Source organism: Paracoccus sp. SSJ, from assembly GCF_030234105.1.
GTDB classification, from domain to species: domain Bacteria; phylum Pseudomonadota; class Alphaproteobacteria; order Rhodobacterales; family Rhodobacteraceae; genus Paracoccus; species Paracoccus denitrificans.
In genome coordinates this window covers 111,574-129,260 of sequence record NZ_JASSPE010000005.1, presented here as the reverse complement: position 1 = coordinate 129,260, position 17,687 = coordinate 111,574, and the positions used below count along the sequence as shown (strand labels likewise).

Annotated in this window: 17 protein-coding genes; 5 read left to right on the top strand and 12 right to left on the bottom strand. The window is 68.5% G+C overall.

Annotated elements, in window-relative coordinates:
- Positions 1-52: 52 nt before the first annotated feature.
- Both QPR87_RS07205 and QPR87_RS07200 read left to right on the top strand, forming a co-directional pair.
- Positions 53-790: an SDR family oxidoreductase gene (locus QPR87_RS07205; RefSeq protein WP_011749029.1), complete on the top strand. Its 738-nt coding sequence runs from the start codon at positions 53-55 to the stop codon at positions 788-790.
- Positions 791-819: 29 nt separating this feature from the next.
- Complete coding sequence (locus tag QPR87_RS07200) at positions 820-1,665, top strand: ureidoglycolate lyase (RefSeq protein ID WP_011749028.1); 846 nt, start codon at positions 820-822, stop codon at positions 1,663-1,665.
- A gap of 40 nt (positions 1,666-1,705) precedes the next feature.
- Here the strand turns inward: QPR87_RS07200 and QPR87_RS07195 are convergent, their stop codons facing one another.
- The 10 genes from QPR87_RS07195 to efp form a co-directional block, all read right to left on the bottom strand.
- Positions 1,706-2,428: a GntR family transcriptional regulator gene (locus QPR87_RS07195; protein ID WP_011749027.1), complete on the bottom strand. Its 723-nt coding sequence runs from the start codon at positions 2,426-2,428 to the stop codon at positions 1,706-1,708.
- Positions 2,429-2,471: 43 nt separating this feature from the next.
- Complete coding sequence (locus QPR87_RS07190) at positions 2,472-3,482, bottom strand: aldose epimerase family protein (protein ID WP_285048926.1); 1,011 nt, start codon at positions 3,480-3,482, stop codon at positions 2,472-2,474.
- Complete coding sequence (locus QPR87_RS07185; protein ID WP_285048924.1) at positions 3,479-4,321, bottom strand: SMP-30/gluconolactonase/LRE family protein; 843 nt, start codon at positions 4,319-4,321, stop codon at positions 3,479-3,481. Before QPR87_RS07185 ends, QPR87_RS07190 begins: the two co-directional genes overlap by 4 nt.
- On the bottom strand, positions 4,318-4,920 hold the full coding sequence (locus QPR87_RS07180) for a 2-dehydro-3-deoxy-6-phosphogalactonate aldolase (protein WP_285048923.1): 603 nt from the start codon (positions 4,918-4,920) through the stop codon (positions 4,318-4,320). The genes QPR87_RS07185 and QPR87_RS07180 overlap by 4 nt, the downstream gene beginning before the upstream one ends.
- Positions 4,917-5,819, bottom strand: coding sequence for a 2-dehydro-3-deoxygalactonokinase (locus tag QPR87_RS07175; RefSeq protein WP_285048921.1), 903 nt, complete (start codon positions 5,817-5,819; stop codon positions 4,917-4,919). Before QPR87_RS07175 ends, QPR87_RS07180 begins: the two co-directional genes overlap by 4 nt.
- Positions 5,816-7,000, bottom strand: a complete 1,185-nt coding sequence (gene mmsB / locus QPR87_RS07170) for a multiple monosaccharide ABC transporter permease (RefSeq protein ID WP_011749022.1) — start codon at positions 6,998-7,000, stop codon at positions 5,816-5,818. Before mmsB ends, QPR87_RS07175 begins: the two co-directional genes overlap by 4 nt.
- Complete coding sequence (gene mmsA / locus QPR87_RS07165) at positions 6,993-8,567, bottom strand: multiple monosaccharide ABC transporter ATP-binding protein (RefSeq protein WP_104493140.1); 1,575 nt, start codon at positions 8,565-8,567, stop codon at positions 6,993-6,995. The genes mmsB and mmsA overlap by 8 nt, the downstream gene beginning before the upstream one ends.
- Before the next feature lie 59 nt (positions 8,568-8,626).
- Positions 8,627-9,691 carry a multiple monosaccharide ABC transporter substrate-binding protein gene (gene chvE / locus QPR87_RS07160; protein ID WP_230999582.1) on the bottom strand — a complete coding sequence of 355 codons (1,065 nt, stop codon included), beginning with the start codon at positions 9,689-9,691 and terminating at the stop codon, positions 8,627-8,629.
- Positions 9,692-9,948: 257 nt separating this feature from the next.
- Positions 9,949-11,082: a GNAT family N-acetyltransferase gene (locus tag QPR87_RS23735; RefSeq protein ID WP_502921600.1), complete on the bottom strand. Its 1,134-nt coding sequence runs from the start codon at positions 11,080-11,082 to the stop codon at positions 9,949-9,951.
- Positions 11,083-11,169: 87 nt separating this feature from the next.
- Entirely contained in the window at positions 11,170-11,733 is a 564-nt protein-coding gene (gene efp, locus QPR87_RS07150; protein WP_011749018.1) for an elongation factor P, read from the bottom strand.
- A 347-nt stretch (positions 11,734-12,080) separates the two neighbouring features.
- Between efp and QPR87_RS07145 the strand changes: the two genes are divergently transcribed.
- Both QPR87_RS07145 and QPR87_RS07140 read left to right on the top strand, forming a co-directional pair.
- On the top strand, positions 12,081-12,401 hold the full coding sequence (locus QPR87_RS07145) for a DUF6280 family protein (protein WP_024842734.1): 321 nt from the start codon (positions 12,081-12,083) through the stop codon (positions 12,399-12,401).
- A 148-nt stretch (positions 12,402-12,549) separates the two neighbouring features.
- Positions 12,550-12,981: a hypothetical protein gene (locus QPR87_RS07140; RefSeq protein WP_041529995.1), complete on the top strand. Its 432-nt coding sequence runs from the start codon at positions 12,550-12,552 to the stop codon at positions 12,979-12,981.
- A 12-nt stretch (positions 12,982-12,993) separates the two neighbouring features.
- Here the strand turns inward: QPR87_RS07140 and QPR87_RS07135 are convergent, their stop codons facing one another.
- Both QPR87_RS07135 and QPR87_RS07130 read right to left on the bottom strand, forming a co-directional pair.
- Positions 12,994-13,710: an LrgB family protein gene (locus tag QPR87_RS07135; RefSeq protein ID WP_011749015.1), complete on the bottom strand. Its 717-nt coding sequence runs from the start codon at positions 13,708-13,710 to the stop codon at positions 12,994-12,996.
- Positions 13,707-14,060 carry a CidA/LrgA family protein gene (locus tag QPR87_RS07130; RefSeq protein ID WP_011749014.1) on the bottom strand — a complete coding sequence of 118 codons (354 nt, stop codon included), beginning with the start codon at positions 14,058-14,060 and terminating at the stop codon, positions 13,707-13,709. Before QPR87_RS07130 ends, QPR87_RS07135 begins: the two co-directional genes overlap by 4 nt.
- A 153-nt stretch (positions 14,061-14,213) precedes the next feature.
- Between QPR87_RS07130 and QPR87_RS07125 the strand changes: the two genes are divergently transcribed.
- Positions 14,214-17,657: a chromosome segregation SMC family protein gene (locus tag QPR87_RS07125; RefSeq protein ID WP_285049031.1), complete on the top strand. Its 3,444-nt coding sequence runs from the start codon at positions 14,214-14,216 to the stop codon at positions 17,655-17,657.
- Positions 17,658-17,687: the final 30 nt, after the last annotated feature.

Below are 17,687 nucleotides of genomic sequence, written 5' to 3'. Positions count from 1 at the left end.
GCGGGGTCATGCCGCTAGCATCCGCGCCATGAAGGGCGAGGGGGCGCGAAAGATGAAAACCATCCTGATCACCGGCGGCGGCAGCGGTATCGGCCGGCTGACCGCCCGGCGGTTCCTGGAGGCCGGCTGGCGCGTCGGGCTGATCGGCCGGCGCGAGGCGGCCTTGGCCGAGACGGCGGCGGGCCACCCGGATGCGCTGGTCCTGCCTTGCGATGTGACGGACGAGGCGGCGGTCGATGCCGCCTTTGCCCGCGCGGTGGCGGAATGGGGACGGCTGGACGTGCTGTTCAACAATGCCGGCGCCATCCTGATCTCGCGCCTGATCGACGAGATTTCCTGGCAGGAATGGCGCGACATCGCCGGGGTGAACATCGACGGCATGTTCCTGTGCGCCCGCGCCGCCTTTCGCCAGATGCGGCGGCAGCAGCCGATGGGCGGGCGGATCATCAACAACGGCTCGATCGCGGCCGAGGCACCGCGTCCCGGCTCGGTGCCCTATACGGTCTCGAAACATGCGGTGACGGGGTTGACGCGGACGCTGGCGCTGGACGGCCGCCCCTATAACATCGCCTGCGGCCAGATCGACGCCGGCAATGCCGCGACCGAGATGATATCGGCCGTGGCGACGCAGGGCGCGCCGCAGGCCGACGGCTCGATCCGGCCCGAGCCGGTGATGGATGCGGCGAACGTGGCCGAGGCGGTGCTGCACATGGCCAGCCTGCCCGAAGGCGCCAACGTGCTGCATATGACGGTGATGGCGACCAACATGCCCTTTGTCGGGCGCGGCTGAACAGTCTTGGACATGCGAAAGGATAAGGGATGAAACTGCTGCGCTATGGCCCGCCGGGCCGGGAAAAGCCGGGGCTGCTGGACGGCGAGGGCCGCATCCGCGACCTGTCGGCCCATGTCGCCGATATCGCCGGCGCGGTGCTGGAGCCCGAGGGGCTGGCCGGGATCGCGGCGCTGGACCTGGACGGGTTGCCCATCGTCTCGGGCCAGCCGCGGCTGGGGCCCTGCGTGGGCCAGGTGCCGAAATTCGTCGCCATCGGGCTGAACTACGCCGACCATGCCGCCGAGGCCGGGCTGCCGGTGCCGGCCGAGCCGGTGGTGTTCAACAAATGGACCAGTTGCATCATCGGCCCGGACGACGACGTGGTGATCCCGCCCGGCGCGCAAAAGACCGATTGGGAGGTCGAGCTGGGCGTGGTCATCGGCGCCCGCACGAGCCATGTGTCCGAGGCGATGGCGCTGGAGCATGTCGCGGGCTATTGCGTGGTCAACGACGTGAGCGAGCGCGAATGGCAGGCCGAGCGCGGCGGCACCTGGGACAAGGGCAAGGGGTTCGACACCTTCGGCCCGATCGGTCCCTGGCTGGTCACGCGCGACGAGGTGCCCGATCCGCAGGCGCTGGAGCTGTGGCTGGAGGTGGACGGGCTGCGCCGCCAGCAGGGCTCGACCGCGACGATGATCTTCGGCGTAGCCGAGATCGTGGCCTATTGCTCGCGGCTGATGACGCTGATGCCCGGGGATGTAATCACCACCGGCACGCCGCCCGGCGTCGGCATGGGCGCGACGCCGCCGGTATTCCTGCGGGGCGGCGAGGTCATGCGGCTGGGCATCGAGGGTCTGGGCGAGCAGCGCCAGAGGGTGCGGCGCAGCGACTGACGGCGCGGGTGCCGGAGTATTTGCAGAACGAAGAAGGCCGTCAGGCTTCGGCGGCCAGCGTTTCCGCCAGCGTGTCGGTCTTGGTGAAATAGTCCGGCGACAGCCGCAGCACCCCCGGCAGGTCCAGCAGAACGCGGCGCAGGTGCTGGCGGATGGCGGCCTCGGCGCGGTCGGGGTCGCCCGCGGCGATGGCCTCGGCCACGTCGCGGTGCTGGGCCAGCATGGTGTCCTTGGGCGTCATCGCCGTCAGCAGGTGGCGGGCGCGGTCGAGATGCATCTTCATCTGGTGCAGGTGGTTCCAGACCATCGCCTTGCCGGCGATCCCTGCCAGGGTGGCGTGGAATTCCTCGTCCAGCTGCGCCAGTGCCGCCGGCTCGGTCTCGGCCTCCTGCCGGGCGATCTGGCGGGACAGCGCCTCGCGGTCCTGCGGTTGCGCGCGGGCGGCGGCCAGGCGCGCGATGTCGGATTCGACCGATTCGCGGATGAAGCGCGTGCAGAGCACCCATTCCATGTCGATGCGGGTGACGAAGGTGCCGCGCTGCGGCCGGACCTCCAGCAGCCCCTCTCCGGCAAGGCGGATGAAGGCCTCGCGCACCGGCTGGCGCGATAGGGCGCATTGGTCGGCGATCTCCTGTTCGGAGAGGCGCGTGCCGGGCGGCAGTTCGCCGCGGATGATGCGCTGGCGCAGGCGGGCGTGCAATTGCGCCGCGAAGGGCGCTTGCCCGCCCGTGGCGGATAGGGCTTCGGTCGATGCGGGGTCCATGAATCCTCCCTGAACCCGCATTAGTTCTATCCTTGATCTTGCGTCAACCTTTCGGGCTGCGGCAAAAGCTCATCACCGTGCTTTGGCGGTAGAGCTCGCCCGGCCCCAGCAGCGCCGAGGGATAGTCGGCATGGTTGGGCGCATCGGGCCAGAGCTGCGATTCCAGCGCGATGCCGGCATGGCGGCCATAGGGCCTTCCGTTTAGGCCCGGCGCGCCGGGCGCCAGATGCTCGCCGGGATAGACCTGGAGCCCCGGCTCGGTCGAGCGCAGGCTCATCATCAGCCCGCCCGCCTGGAGCATCGCGACCTTGCGCGGCATGATCCGGCGCCGGGACGAGACGCAGAGGTTGTGGTCGATGCGCGGCCCGCCCAGCCGTTCGCCCAGGGCGACCGGGGCGCGGAAGTCCAGATGCGTGCCCTGGACCGGGGCGGGGTCGCCCAGCGGGATCATGTCCCCGTCCACCGGCAGATAGGTCTCGGCCGGGATGGCCAGCCGGTGGTCCGCCACGGTTTCCGCGCCGTCGAGGTTGAAATAGCTGTGCTGGGCGAAATTGCAGAAGGTGGCCTCGTCCGAGGTGGCGAGGATCGTCAGCATCAGGGTCGGGCCGGGCAGGATGGACCAGGTGGCGCGGATCAGCATGGCGCCGGGAAAGCCCATATGCCCCGCGGGCAGGTAATCGGCCAGCGCCACCGAGCTTTCGTCCCAATCGGCCAGCATCCAGTTGCGGGTGCCGCAGCCGTCATGGCCGCCGTGCAGCAGGTGGCGCCCGTCCTGGTTGCGATCCAGTTGCAGGTCCTGCCCGTCGATCACGGCGCGGCCATGCGCGATGCGGTTGGCATGGCGCCCGACCACGGCGCCGAAATAGCGGCCTTCGTCCAGATAGGGCTCCAGCCGGGGAAAGCCCAGCACCAGCGAATGCCCGACCCCGGCCAGCCGCAGATCCTGGAGCGAGGCGCCCAGCGTGATGATCGAGGCCGTCAGCCCGTGGCCCGAGATCGTCGCCTGCATCACCGGCCGGCCATCGGGAAGCATGCCGAACTTGCGGGGCATCATGCCTTGACCCGCGGCTCTGGCCGGCCCCGGGTGCCCGGATCCAGAAGCCAGGTGCGGCCATCCTCGGGACCGTGCCGGCCCTCGGCGGCGCTGGTCACGATCAGCTGCGAGAGATCCGGGCCGGCGAAGGCCGGGCAACTGGGCTGGCTGGCTGGCAGGGTCAGGCGGCGAAGCAGGCTGCCGTCCGGGGCATGGCAGGCAACCGAGCCGCTGCCCCAGCGCGCGTTCCAGAACCGGCCCTGCTCGTCGGTGACGGCGCCGTCGGGGAATTGGTCGGTGCCGGCCAGGTCCAGGAAGACGCGGGCCTCGGTGCGGGGCCAGCCCCGCTCGTCCAGGTCCTGCGACCAGACAGTCTGGGCGGCGGTGTCGGCGAAATAGGCCCGGCGCCCGTCAGGAGAAAAGCAGATCGCGTTCGGGATGGACATGTTTCCCCGCAGCAGGCGTAGCTCTCCTTCAAGATACCGATAGATCGCGCCTTTTCCAGCCTTGGCATCGCGTGCCATCGTGCCGAGCCAGAAGCCGCCGAAAGGATCGGCCCGCCCGTCGTTCGAGCGGTTGCCGGGCCGGTCGGCTTCCAGTGCGACCAGCCGTTCCTGCCGGCCGTCGCGCAGGTCGAAGCGGATGAGCGCGGTTTCGCTGGCGATCAGCAGGTGGTCGCGGTCGATCCAGCCGGCGGCCGAGACCATCTCGTCGAAGCGCCATTCCAGCTCGGTTCCGTCCTGCCGCGACAGGAGCCGGCGGCCGAGGATGTCGAACCAGAAAGGCTGGGTGCGCTCGGGATGCCAGAAGGCGCCTTCGCCCAGCTCGCAGATGCGGGGGTCGAAGACCTGTGCGCTCATGCGCAGGCCCGCAGCGCCGCGACGATTTCGCGCGCGCGGGCGGCAACCGTCTCGGGCCCGTCGCCGGGACGATAGAGCGCGCTGCCGATGCCGAAGCCCTGCGCCCCGGCGTCCAGCCATTCGGCGAAATTCCCCGGGCCGGCACCGCCCACGGCATAGACCGGCAGGTCGGGCGGCAGCACCGCGCGCAGCGCCTTCAGCATGCCGGTGCCGGCCTGGTCGGCGGGAAACAGCTTCAGTCCGGTCGCACCGGCGGCGATGGCGGCAAAGCATTCGGTGGCGGTAAAGACGCCGGGCCAGGATTGCAGGCCGCGCGCCCTCGTCTCGCGGATCACCGCCGGATCGGTGTTGGGTGAGACGATCATCCGCCCGCCCGCATCGGCCACCTGCGCGACCTGGTCCACCGTCAGCACGGTTCCGGCGCCGATGGTCGCCTGTCCGTCCAGTGCCGCTGCAATCAGCCGGATGCTGTCCAGCGGATCGGGCGAGTTCAGCGGCACCTCGATCCGGTCGATGCCGGAAGCGACCAGGGCGCGGGCGACGGGCAGGGCCTCGGCCGGGGTCAGGCCGCGCAGGATGGCGATGATGGGCTGGGTCATGTGTCCTCCGGCAAGTCGAGGCGGGCGGCGGCAAGGCCGGCCAGGACCAGGGCGCTTGCGTCTTTCTGGCATGTCCTGGCGCCCGCTGCCAGCAGCAGGGTTTCGTAAAGCCGCGCCAGATCCGGCGCGCCGACGATCACGGTCGGGGCGTCCCGCCAGAAATCCCGCGCGGCGGCCAGTTCGGCGCCGATGAGCAGGCCCGAAAGCCGCCCCGCCGCCTGCTCCGGCGCGAGGCCCCGCAGCAGGGCGGCGGCGCGCAGGGCAAACAGCCCCGATTGCGCGGCATGGGGATCGGCCAGCGCCTGGGCCCCTGCCTGGGCAAAGGCCGCCGGGTCGGCGCGCGCCGTGCCGATGGTCAGCCGCAGCACCGATTGGCCGGCAAGCAGCGCGAAGATCTCTCCGGTCATGAAGCTGCGAAAGCGTTCGACCCGGCCCCGCGACAGCCGGACCCATTTGCTGTGGGTGCCGGGCAGGCAGAGCGCGCCCTCGAAATCCGGGTGCCCGGCCAGGAAGCCGGCGATCTGGGTTTCCTCGCCGCGCATGACGTCGGGCGGCTCGGCCTGCGACAGGCCGGGCAGGATGCGGACATCCAGCCGCGGGTCGCGGGTGGGAATGCTCGTGGCGCGGCGCGGGTCGATGGGCGGGCAGGGGGTGGCGCGATAGCTCGCCTCGGCCCAGCCGCCGCGGGCGCCGACCATGCCGCAGGCGACGACGCGCATCCGGCCGGTCGCGGGCAGCCAGTCGGCGATCAGGTCGAGCAGCGCCGGCTCGAATTCCGCAGGCGTCAGCGCGCTCATGCCGCGATCCGAACTGCGGGCGCCCAGCGGCTGCGCATCCCGCATGGCCCAGGCGCGCAGCCTTGTGGTGCCCCAGTCGACGGCGATCCAGTCGGGGGTCACGACTTGCTCTTGTTCGACACGTCGAAGATCACCGCGGCCATCAGCACCAGCCCCTTGATGACCTGCTGATAGTCGATGCCGATGCCCAGGATGGACATGCCGTTGTTCATTACCCCCATGATGAAGGCGCCGACAACCGCGCCGATCACCGTGCCGACGCCGCCCGCCATCGAGGCGCCGCCGATGAACACCGCCGCGATCACGTCAAGCTCGAACCCCACGCCGGCCTTGGGCGTGGCCGAGTTCAGCCGGGCCGAGACCACGATCCCGGCCAGCGCCGCCAGCATCCCCATGTTCATGAAGGTCAGGAACACCACCCGCTCGGAATTGATGCCCGACAGCTTGGCGGCCTTGGCATTGCCACCGATGGCATAGATGCGCCGGCCGATGGTGGTGCGCTCGGACACGAAGGCGTAAAGCGCGACCAGCACCGCCATGACCATGAAGACGTTGGGCAGGCCGCGGAAATTCGCCAGCACCCAGGTCATCCAGACCAGCGCCAGGAAGATCAGCGCGTTCTTGGCGGCGAAGAAGGCGAACGGCTCGTCCACGATGCCCACCGCCTCTTCGCGCTTGCGGCCGCGGATCTGCAGCCACAGGATCGCCAGCGCCGCGCCCCAGCCCAGGATCAGCGACAGCGTGTTGGGCTTGTCCGGGCCGAAGAGGTCGGGAATGAACCCCGAGGCGATCATCTGGAATTCGCGCGGAAAGGGGCCGATCGACTGGCCTTGCAGGATCCACATGGTCAGGCCGCGGAACACCAGCATCCCGGCCAGGGTGACGATGAAGCTGGGGATCTTCCAATAGGCGATCCAATAGCCCTGGATGCCGCCGATCACCGCGCCTGCGGCCAGGCTCAGCACCACGACGACCGGGATCGGCAGGCCCAGCCGGACGATCATCAGCGCCGAAAGCGCGCCGACGAAGGCCGCGACCGAGCCGACCGACAGGTCGATATGGCCGGCGACGATGACCAGCAGCATGCCGACCGCCATGATGACGATATGGCTGTTTTGCAGGAACAGGTTGGTCAGGTTCACCGGCCGGAACAGGATGCCGCCGGTCACCACCTGGAAAAAGGCCATGATGACGATCAGCGCGAAAAGGATGCCGTATTCGCGGATGTTGCGGCGGATGAAGCCGAAGGTGTCGCCGCGGCGGTCGGTGGTGGTGTCAGACATGGGCGGCCTCTGCCTCGATTTCCTCGGGGGTGACGGTTTCGTCGGTCAGGTCGTGGCCCGAGCGGATGATGACCTGCATGATGCGTTCCTGCGTCGCCTCGACCGTCGGCATCTCGCCGACCAGCCGGCCCTCGTTCATCACCAGGATGCGGTCGGTGATGCCCAGGAGCTCGGGCATTTCCGACGAGATGACGATGATCGACTTTCCGGCGGCGGCCAGATCGCGGATGATGGTGTAGATCTCGTATTTCGCGCCCACGTCGATGCCGCGCGTCGGTTCGTCCAGGATCAGGATTTCGGGCTCGGCGAACAGCCATTTCGCCAGCACCACCTTTTGCTGGTTGCCGCCCGACAGGTTCATCGTGCGGCTTTCGACCGAGGGCGAGCGGATGTTGATCCGCTGGCGATAGTCGCGCGCCACCGCCCCCTCGCGCTGGCGGTCCACCACGCCGCGGGTCGAGATGCCGGCAAGGTTCGCCAGCGGGATGTTGCGGCGGATCGTGTCGTCCAGCACCAGGCCCAGCGACTTGCGGTCCTCGGTCACATAGGCGAGGCCGGCGCGGATCGCGCGCGGCACGGTGGACAGGTCGGCCGGCTTGCCGTGCAGCGTGACCGAGCCGGATTTCCAATCGCCCATCGAGCGGCCGAACAGGCTCATCGCCAGTTCGGTGCGGCCGGCCCCCATCAGGCCGGCGATGCCCAGAACCTCGCCGCGCCGCAGGTCGAAGCCGGCGCCCTTGACCAGCAGGCGGCCGTCGCGCGCCGGATCGGCGACGGTCCAGTCGCGCACCTGCATCACCACCTCGCCGACCTTCGGCTGGCGCGACGGATAGCGGTCGCTCATCGAGCGGCCGACCATGTCGCGGATGATGCGCGATTCCTCGACCATGCCGTCGTGATGCGCCACCGTCGCGCCGTCGCGCAGCACGGTGATGCTGTCGCAGACCTGGCTGATCTCGTTGAGCTTGTGCGAGATCAGGATTGCCGTCATGCCCCGGTCGCGAAATCCGGCAAGCAGGCGCAGCAGCGCGTCGCTGTCGTTCTCGTTCAGGGAGGAGGTCGGCTCGTCCAGGATCAGCAGGTCGACCTTTTTCGACAGCGCCTTGGCGATCTCGATCAGCTGCTGCTTGCCCATGCCCAGGCTGCCGACCTTGGTTTCCGGGCTTTCGCGCAGGCCCACCTGGGCCAGCAGCTCGGCGGTGCGGCGGTTGGTCTCGCGCCGGTCGATGATGCCGCGCGTCGCGATCTCGTTGCCCAGGAAGATGTTCTCGGCAATGGACATCTGCGGCACCAGCGCCAGTTCCTGGTGGATGATGACGATGCCCTGTTCCTCGCTGTCCCTGATCGAGCGATTGGCCACGGGCCGGCCGTCATAGAGGATCTCGCCCTGATAGCTGCCATGCGGATAGACGCCCGACAGCACCTTCATCAGCGTGGATTTCCCGGCGCCGTTCTCGCCGACCAGTGCGCGGATCTCGCCGCGCCGGACGGCCATGTTGACATTGTCGAGGGCCTTCACGCCGGGGAATTCCTTGGTGATCCCCCGCATTTCCAGAATCGCGTCCATGGCCACCCCTTGCGGTCACGCGGATCGCGCCGCCGCAAGAAACCTGCGGCGGCACCCGGTCACTTCAACTGGTCCTCGGTATAATAGCCCGAACCGACCAGCACCTCTTCGAGATTCCTTTCGGTCACGGCCACCGGCTCCAGCAGATAGGAGGGCACGGTCTTGACGCCGTTGTCATAGCTTTCGGTATCGTTCACCTCGGGCTCTTCGCCCTTCATCATGGCGTTGACCATGCCGACGGTGACCTTGGCCAGCTCGCGGGTGTCCTTGAAGATGGTGGAATACTGCTCGCCGGACTTGATCGACTTGACCGACTGGATCTCGGCGTCCTGGCCGGTCACGATGGGCATGGCCAAGTCGCCCGAGCCGTAGCCGACGCCCTTCAGCGACGACAGGATGCCGATGGACAGCCCGTCATAGGGCGACAGAACCCCGTGCAGCGGCTTGTCGGTGTAGTTCGCCGACAGGATGTTGTCCATGCGCGCCTGGGCCGTGGCCGGATCCCAGCGCAGCGTGCCCACCTTGTCCATGCCCATCTGTCCCGAGGCGATCACGACCGAGCCGTCGTCGATCAGCGGCTGGAGGACCGACATGGCGCCGTCATAGAAGAAATAGGCGTTGTTGTCGTCCGGGCTGCCGCCGAACAGCTCGACATTCCAGGGCTTCATGCCCGGAAAGCGTTCCTTCAGCCCGTCGACCAGCGTGGTCGCCTGTTCCACCCCGACCTTGAAGTTGTCGAAGGTGGCGTAATAGTCGATGTCGGGCGTGTCGCGGATCAGCCGGTCATAGGCGATGACCTTGATGTCGGCGGCCTTCGCATTGGCCAGCGCGTTCGACAGCGTGGTGCCGTCGATGGCGGCGATCACCAGCACGTTTACGCCCTTGGTGATCATGTTCTCGATCTGCGCCAGCTGGTTGGGGATGTCGTCGTCGGCATATTGCAGGTCGGTCTGGTAGCCCGCGTCCTGGAACTGCTTGACCATGTTGTTGCCGTCGTCGATCCAGCGCGCCGAGGTCTTGGTCGGCATCGAGATCCCGACCATGCCCTCGGCCACGGCGATGCCGGGCAGCGAAAGCGCCGCCGCCGAGGCCAGAGCCAGGGCGTATTTCCTCAGGTTCAGCATGTTTCCTCCCTGTCGATATTGCCCGGGTGGCGGCCGCCTCCACGGCATGGCCCAGCCGGTGCTCCCCCTTCTTGCGCGGCGCGGAAAAATCGGGCCTCCGAGCCGCGGCGGCGGTTGCGAACCGCCAGTCCGACCGTGAGGCTAGTCCTGGGTCATATGTCCGTCAATTATGCAGAAAGTGAGTTTGCATATCGAAACTGATATGAAGGTTTGCGCCAACATGAGCGGCATCCGGTTTGCAGGCAAGGCAGCGTGGTTCAGGCGTCGGCGCGCAGATCGGACCAGTCGGGATGGCGGTCGAACTGGGCGCGCACATAGCTGCAGGCCGGCACGATCAGCACGCCGCGCGCCCGTGCATCCGCCACCAGCCGCCGCACCAGCGCGGCAGCGGCGCCCGAGCCGCGCATGGCGTCGGGCGCATAGGTGTGGTCGGCGACGATGATGCCGGGGCCGCCGGCGCGCCAAGTCAGTTCGGCCTCGCCCTCGATTCCGGGCAGGGTGACGACATAGCGGCCGGAACTGCCGTAATCCTCATGCGCGACATGAATGGTCGGTTGCACCATGGTTTCCTCCGTCACTTCGCCGCCATCATGCATGACGGTTGTAATCCGGCCCATCCCCGCTTGGTCGCGACGTTGCGGCCCGGGCGCGTAGCGGTTTTCGGGGCTGGTGCTCCGGCCCTGCTGTGGGCGGGGATCCGGCGCCAGGATCCGGCGCAGTTCGGGCGAAAACGGCCCGGCGAGGCGTTCGAGCCGGGCGATATCGACCTTGATGCCGCCCATGCGGTCCTTGACGGCACGCAACCCGGTGCGGTGCCAGCACCCGTCCTGCCACCGCTCGATCTCAAGATAGTTCGAGCCGCTGTCGAGCGGCAGGCGCAGGTGCCGGTCAAGGTGCAGATAGGACGGTGCCGCGGTATCCTTGCGCGCGCCGTCGACCGGACGCAGTTCGCGACCGGCCCGCGGATGCGCATGGGCCTTACCCAGCATCGCGGCCAGTTCGTCGAGCATGCGGCGCGAGATCTGGCCGGGAACCGGCGTCGGTTCGGCGGTGTCCGCCTCGGTTGCCGGGCCGGATGCTTGCGCCGGCGATCCGGCGGCTTGGGACCAATTGCCCAGGACCGCGATGCGGGCGGCCAAGGTGCGGGCTGCGGCATGGCCGGCAGGCGGGCCGGTGGCGATCAGCCCCTCGCCGCCGCCGACGGTGGGCGCCAGTCCGGCCTGGATCATCTCGTGCATGATGTCCTCGAGCCGACCGAGCCGCGCGATCGCCTCGTTCATGGCGGCGCGGGCCTGGTCCAGCCCATCGGCATCGGGGAAGGCGCGGCGAAGCCGGGTGACTTCACCGTTGCCGGGACCGCCGTTTCCCGCCTTTCCGGACGCCTTTGCCATCCCGTCCCATTGCCAGTTCGACACCGCGTTGCAGGCGATCCTATGCCCGCACGCGGCGCTTGGCCATATGCGGCATGGCAAGCCGGGTCAGGCGCGTTCGGAATACTCGAACAGCTCGGTATTGACGACGATATCCTCGTCCGCGCCGACGAATGGCGGGATCATGATGCGCAGCCCGTTGTCCAGGATCGCCGGCTTGAAGCTTTTCGCGGCGGTCTGGCCGTTCAGCACCGGCTCGGTCTCGGCCACGCGGCAGATCACTTTCTGGGGAATGCGCACCGACAGCGCCTCGTCGCCGTAATATTCGACAGCGGCCACCATGCCGTCTTGCAGGAAAGGCCGCCGCTCGCCCAGGAGATCGGCGTCAAGCTCGGTCTGCTCGAAGGTCTCGCTGTCCATGAACACCAGCTTGCCGTCCGATTCGTACAGGAATTGCTGGTCCTTGGTCTCCAGATGGACCTGCTCGACCTTGTCTTCGGAACGGAACCGTTCGTTCAGTTTGCGCCCGTCGCGCAGGTTCTTCAGCTCGACCTGGGCAAAGGCGCCGCCCTTGCCGGGCTTGACGTGGTTCACCTTGACCGCCGCCCACAGCCCGCCGTCATGATCCAGCACGAAGCCGGGCTTGATTTCATTGCCATTGATCCTGGCCATTTGGGATTACCTTGAAAATATTAGGGAATTTCCGACGGCCCGGGGGTTGAACCGGGATTGCGCGCACCTATATCCATTGCCGTGCCTCAAGGCAACCGAAAGGCGTTTCGTGCGTTGTCAAGGGTGCCTGCGAATTTCCGCATGTCGCAAGAACGTTGCTTTTGGCAGCTATTCAACGTATCTGCCGGGGTTTGCATGCCATGCATGGCGGTCATGCGGCGGGAGGCATACCGAATCACGGCACCGATCGGCTAAGCCGGCCAGTGCCGCCTATGAGGCAGGATGATGCAGCAACCTTGGCATTGGTCAAGGTGCGGGGGCACCGCAAGAAAAACAGGATAATGATGATGCGCGATTTCGTGGATGGCTCGGCTTTCAATTTCGAACAGGGACAGCGGGCCCGCAAGCTTTTTGCGGCCGTTGTGCTGGCTGCGCTGGACGATGCGATCGCCGATGACAAAAAATACGGCAACGGGCCCGATCAGATCGCACGTTGGGCACGCTCGCGCGACGGCCGCGAGGTGCTGTCCTGCGCCGGGATCGATCCGAACGAGCGTGTCGTGAAGGGGCTGATGGAATTCGTGGCCAAGGGCGTGCGCACCTCGGTCGCGCTGTCGCGCGAGGAAAGCGAGCGCCGCCACGCCGCCGAAGAGGCCGACGCAGCGTAAGCGCCGGCGCCGCGCATTGGCTGGGCCGTCCCGCGGGGCGGCCTTTTTCGTTGCGGGCGGTGGCCGCTATGCAGGGCGGGGCTGACATTGGCATTTGCTGCCTGCCGTCATACCAAGCACCCAATCTCTCTGGTGGCAGGAACGGGAAATGATCAACGCCTATACAGCCGGGGCAAGCCTGTTGCGCGTGAAGGGCATGACCGTGGGGCTGGTGGCCATGCTCAGCGGCATTGCCTCGAATCCGGCCTATGCGAACATGGTTTCCACGATTCAGACGCCACCGGAGCAAGGGATTGAAGAACTGTCCAACGCCCAGTCCCTCCATGAGCTTTCTCTGGCGAACTTCATCGCGAGCAACTGCCGGATAGAAGGCGTCGGTGCCGGCGATGCGGCACTGATCGCCGGCACTGCTCAGGCCGTTGCCGGCCACATGGGCCTGAGCATGGACGATTACTTTTCGAACTTTCTCCAGCCTGCCTTGAACAAGGTCAGCATGCCCGACGCCTGCGACAAACATGCCGAGGCGACGCGCGACATCGCCCTGAGGCTGAAAGAACTGGGCGGCGCGGTCATCGAGTGAGGGGCGGGCGGCTCAGCGAAACAGATGCAGCGCCAGCGGAGCGATGATCGAGGTCAGCACCGCGTTCAGCCCCATGCCGATGCCGGCGAATGCGCCCGCGGTCTCGTTCACCTGAAAGGCGCGGGCGGTGCCGATGCCATGTGCGGCCACGCCCAGCGAAAAGCCGCGTGCCCGCCAGTCGCGGATCCCCAGCGCATTCAACAGCGGCGTGGCGATGATCGCGCCGAAGATCCCCGTGACCAGCACCAGGACGGCGGTGATCGTGGGCTCTCCGCCCAGCCCCTCGGCGATGCCGATGGCGACGGGCGCGGTGGTCGATTTCGGCGCCAGGCTTGCCAGCATCACCTCGGACAGCCCGAAGGCCCGGCCGATGGCCAGCGCCGAGACCACAGCCGTCACCGAGCCCGCCAGCAGCGCCGCGACCAGCGGCAGCAGCGCCTTTCTGACCCGGCGCAGGTTGTCGTAAAGCGGCATTCCCAGCGCCACCGTGGCCGGGCCCAGCATGAAATGCACGAATTGCGCGCCCTCGAAATAGGTCTGGTAGCTGGTGCCGGTCAGCCCCAGCACGCAGGCCAGCAGGATCACCGCGCAAAGCACCGGGTTGGCCCAGCTTTGCCGGCCCATGGCCCGAAAGAAGGTGTCGCCCAGCCAATAGGCGATCAGCGTCGCCGTCAGCCACAGAAGCGGCCCTTGCGTAAGATAGCTCCAGATCAGCGCCGCGTCGGTCATTCCTCGGGCCCGCCCATCCGTTTCACCACGGCGCGGAACACCAGCGCCCCAGCCGCGATGGCCAGCGCGGTCGATACGGTCAGCGCCAGGGCCACCGCCAGCCCATCGCTACGGAACTGGCCCAGATGCGCCACCACGCCGACGCCCGCCGGCACGAAGAACAGCGACAGATGGCCCAGGATGCCGGTGACCACCGGGCGCAGCATCTCGGCCAGCGCCGGGCGCAGGCTGCAGGACAGGACCAGCAGCAAAAGGCCCAGCACCGGGCCGGGCAGCAAAAGGCCAAGGCTGCGCGTGGCAACCTCTCCGATAAGCTGGAAGACCAGGATGATGGCAAGCGCGGGAATCATGCCGGCCAGATTAGCAGCGTATTTCTTGTGGTGAACCCTTAAATCTTGTGGATAACCGCCGAAGCCCCGCCATATCTGGGGGTTTGTGTTGACTTGAGGCCCAGGATCGCCAAAAATCCGGGGGATTTGAACGATCTTCGTGGACCCTTCGCATTGCGCTTTGACCGCCTGCGCCTCAATGGTTTCAAAAGCTTCGTGGACCCGACCGACCTGGTCATCCACGAGGGCCTGACCGGCGTGGTCGGCCCGAACGGCTGCGGCAAGTCGAACCTGCTCGAGGCGCTGCGCTGGGTCATGGGCGAAAACCGGCCCACCGCCATGCGCGGCGAGGGGATGGAGGACGTGATCTTTGCCGGCACCGCGCGGCGTTCCGCCCGCGCCCATGCCGAGGTCACGCTGACCATCGACAACAAGGCCCGCCTCGCCCCTGCCGGCATGAACGACAGCGATGCGCTGGACATCACCCGTCGCATCACCCGCGACGCCGGCAGCGCCTATCGCATCAACGGCAAGGAGGTGCGGGCGCGCGACGTGCAGATGCTGTTCGCGGATGCCTCGACCGGGGCGCATTCGCCGGCGCTGGTGCGGCAGGGGCAGATTTCCGAACTGATCAATGCCAAGCCCAAGGCGCGGCGGCGGGTGCTGGAAGAGGCGGCGGGGATTTCCGGCCTCTACCAGCGCCGGCACGAGGCCGAGTTGAAGCTGAACGCGGCCGAGGCGAACCTGACGCGGGTCGACGACACGCTGGACCAGCTTTCCACGCAGGCGGCCAGCCTTGCGCGGCAGGCCCGTGCCGCGGCGCGCTATCGCGAGATCGGCGCCGCGCTGCGCCGGGCCGAGGGCGTGCTGCTTTATCGCCGTTGGGCCGAGGCCGATCAGGCCAAGGCAGCCACGGCCGAAGCGCTGCGCGCGGCGATCCGCGCCGCTGCCGAGGCCGAGGCAGAGGCCCGCCGCGCCATCGCCGCCCGCGAGGAGGCCGAGGCGAAGCTGCCGCCCCTGCGCGAGGAAGAACAGGTCGCCGCCGCCATCCTGTCGCGCGCCACCGTCGAGCGCGAGGCGCTGGACGAGGCCGAGGCCCGCGCCGGCCAGGCCATCCAGACGCTTCTGGCGCGGATCGCCCAGCTCGACCGCGACATCGAGCGCGAATCGGCGCTGAACCGCGATGCGGGCGAGGTGATCGAGCGGCTGGAATGGGAACGGCGCGAGCTGGAAAAGGCCGGGCAGGGCCATGAGGAACGGTTGGACGCAGCCGGCAATACCGCCGAGGAAGCCGCCGAGGCCCTGCGCGAGGTCGAGGCCAAGCTGGCCGAGCTGACCGACGAATCCGCCCGTCTTGCCGCCCGCCACCAATCCGCCGAGCGGCTGGTCCATGACCTGCGGCAGATGCAGGAGCGCGCCACCCTTGCCGCGCATGATGCCGAGGCCGCGGCCGCCCGCGCTACCGAAGCGGGTGCCGAGGCCGATGCCGCCCGCGAAGCCGCCGAGGAAGCGCAGGAGGAAGCCCGCGAGCGCGTCGAGGCTGCCGAGGAGGCGTTGGCCGACGCCGAGGAAGCACGCGCCGCGCTGGAGACCGAGGAATCCGCCGCCCGCGCGGCGAGGGCCGAGGCCGAGGGCGAGGTCTCGGCGCTGAGTGCCGAGATGGCGGCGCTGAAGCGGTTGGTGGAGCGCGGGCAGGGCGGCGATTCGATCCTTGACCTGGTGCGGGTCGCGCGCGGCTACGAGGCGGCTTTCGGTGCGGCGCTGGGCGACGATCTGGGCGTCGGGCTGGCCGGCGACGGTTCGGGCTGGCACCTGCTGCCGGCCTATGGCTCGCCGCAGCCGTTGCCTGAGGGCGCCGCTCCGCTGTCGCCGCATGTCGAGGCGCCCGAGGCGCTGGCCCGCCGGCTGTCGCAGGTCGGGCTGGTCGCGGATGCGGCGATGGGCGCGGCGATGCAACCGGCGCTTGCCCCCGGCCAGCGGCTGGTCACGCAGGCGGGTGACCTGTTTCGCTGGGACGGCATGCGGGTGATGGCGGGCGAGGCGGCGTCCTCGGCCGCGCTGCATCTGCAAAAGGTCAACCAGCTTGCCGAACTGACCGAACAGGCCGAGGCGGCGCAGGCCCGTGCCGGGGATGCGCAGGCCGCGCATCAGGCGCTGCGCGACCGCCACCTGGCCGCGACCGAGGCCGAAAAGCGCGCCCGCGACGCAAGGCGCGAGGCCGAGCGCGGGCTGTCCGACGCCGTGCGCGCCGTGACCCGGGCCGAATCCGAGCTTTCCATGGCGCAAAGCCGCGCCGAATCCGCCCGCGCCGAACTGGCCCGGCATCGCGAGGATGCACTGGACGCCCGTGCCCGGCTGACCGAGGCCGAGCGGGCGCTCGCCGAACTGCCCGACCGCGGCGCAGCGGCAGCGGCGCTGGAACATGCCCGCACCGGGGTCGAGGCGGCGCGCATCGCCACCCTGACCAGGCGTGGTGCGCTGGACGAGCTGCGGCGCGAGGCGAATGCGCGGACCAGGCGCCTGCAAGAGATCGCCAAGGAGGAATCCGGCTGGCGGCTGCGGCTGGACCAGGCCGGAACCCGCGCTGCCGAACTCGCCGCCCGCCGCGAGCAGGCCGCGGAGGATCTGGAGGAAGCCGAGGCCCAGCCCGAGATCCTGGCCGAGCGTCGCGGCGTTCTGACCGAGGCCGAGGCGCAGGCTGCCGCCCGCCTGTCCCGCGCCCGCGATGCGCTGTCGGCCGCCGATCAGGCGCTGCGCATCGCCGCCGAGACCGAGCGCGAGGCCGAGCGCGCGGCATCCGACGCGCGCGAGACCCGCGCCGCCCGCGAGGCCCGCGCCGAGGCTGCGACCGAGGCCGAATCCACTGCCCGGCTGCGCATCCACGAAGAGCTTGAGGCCACGCCCGAGGCGCTGCTGGAATCTCTGGGCGAGGTCGAGGAGATCGCTCCCGAGGCGCTGGAGGACCAGATCGCCCGGCTGCGCCAGCAACGCGATGCGCTGGGCGCGGTCAACCTGCGTGCCGACGAGGACAAGCGCGAGCTTGAGACCGAGCGCGACCGGCTGGCGACCGAGAAAGAGGACCTGACCGAGGCGATCCGCAAGCTGCGCCAGGGCATCGGCAGCCTGAACCGCGAGGGACGCGAGCGCTTGCTGGCCGCCTTCGACACGGTGAACGCCAATTTCACCACGCTGTTCACGCATCTTTTCGGGGGCGGCGAGGCGCGGCTGGTGCTGGTCGAATCCGACGACCCGCTGGAGGCGGGGCTGGAGATCATGTGCCAGCCTCCGGGCAAAAAGCTCAGCACGCTCAGCCTATTGTCGGGTGGCGAGCAGACGCTGACGGCGTTGGCGCTGATCTTTGCGGTCTTCCTTGCCAATCCGGCGCCGATCTGCGTGCTGGACGAGGTGGACGCGCCGCTCGACGATGCCAACGTCACCCGGTTCTGCGACCTGATGGACGAGATGACCCGGCGGACCGAGACGCGCTTTCTTGTGATCACGCACCATGCCGTCACCATGTCGCGCATGGACCGGCTGTTCGGCGTGACCATGGTCGAACAGGGCGTCAGCCAGTTGGTCAGCGTCGATCTGAAACGCGCGGAAGCTCTGGTGGCCTGACGCGCAAAGCGGTAATCAGCGCGCGATTCC

Coding starts and splice junctions, on each gene's coding strand:
- QPR87_RS07205 (WP_011749029.1), top strand. CDS start 53: ATGAAAACCATCCTGATCACCGGCGGCGGCAGCGGTATCGGCCGGCTG.
- QPR87_RS07200 (WP_011749028.1), top strand. CDS start 820: ATGAAACTGCTGCGCTATGGCCCGCCGGGCCGGGAAAAGCCGGGGCTG.
- QPR87_RS07195 (WP_011749027.1), bottom strand. CDS start 2,428: ATGGACCCCGCATCGACCGAAGCCCTATCCGCCACGGGCGGGCAAGCG.
- QPR87_RS07190 (WP_285048926.1), bottom strand. CDS start 3,482: ATGATGCCCCGCAAGTTCGGCATGCTTCCCGATGGCCGGCCGGTGATG.
- QPR87_RS07185 (WP_285048924.1), bottom strand. CDS start 4,321: ATGAGCGCACAGGTCTTCGACCCCCGCATCTGCGAGCTGGGCGAAGGC.
- QPR87_RS07180 (WP_285048923.1), bottom strand. CDS start 4,920: ATGACCCAGCCCATCATCGCCATCCTGCGCGGCCTGACCCCGGCCGAG.
- mmsB (WP_011749022.1), bottom strand. CDS start 7,000: ATGTCTGACACCACCACCGACCGCCGCGGCGACACCTTCGGCTTCATC.
- mmsA (WP_104493140.1), bottom strand. CDS start 8,567: ATGGACGCGATTCTGGAAATGCGGGGGATCACCAAGGAATTCCCCGGC.
- chvE (WP_230999582.1), bottom strand. CDS start 9,691: ATGCTGAACCTGAGGAAATACGCCCTGGCTCTGGCCTCGGCGGCGGCG.
- QPR87_RS23735 (WP_502921600.1), bottom strand. CDS start 11,082: ATGGCAAAGGCGTCCGGAAAGGCGGGAAACGGCGGTCCCGGCAACGGT.
- efp (WP_011749018.1), bottom strand. CDS start 11,733: ATGGCCAGGATCAATGGCAATGAAATCAAGCCCGGCTTCGTGCTGGAT.
- QPR87_RS07145 (WP_024842734.1), top strand. CDS start 12,081: ATGCGCGATTTCGTGGATGGCTCGGCTTTCAATTTCGAACAGGGACAG.
- QPR87_RS07140 (WP_041529995.1), top strand. CDS start 12,550: ATGATCAACGCCTATACAGCCGGGGCAAGCCTGTTGCGCGTGAAGGGC.
- QPR87_RS07135 (WP_011749015.1), bottom strand. CDS start 13,710: ATGACCGACGCGGCGCTGATCTGGAGCTATCTTACGCAAGGGCCGCTT.
- QPR87_RS07130 (WP_011749014.1), bottom strand. CDS start 14,060: ATGATTCCCGCGCTTGCCATCATCCTGGTCTTCCAGCTTATCGGAGAG.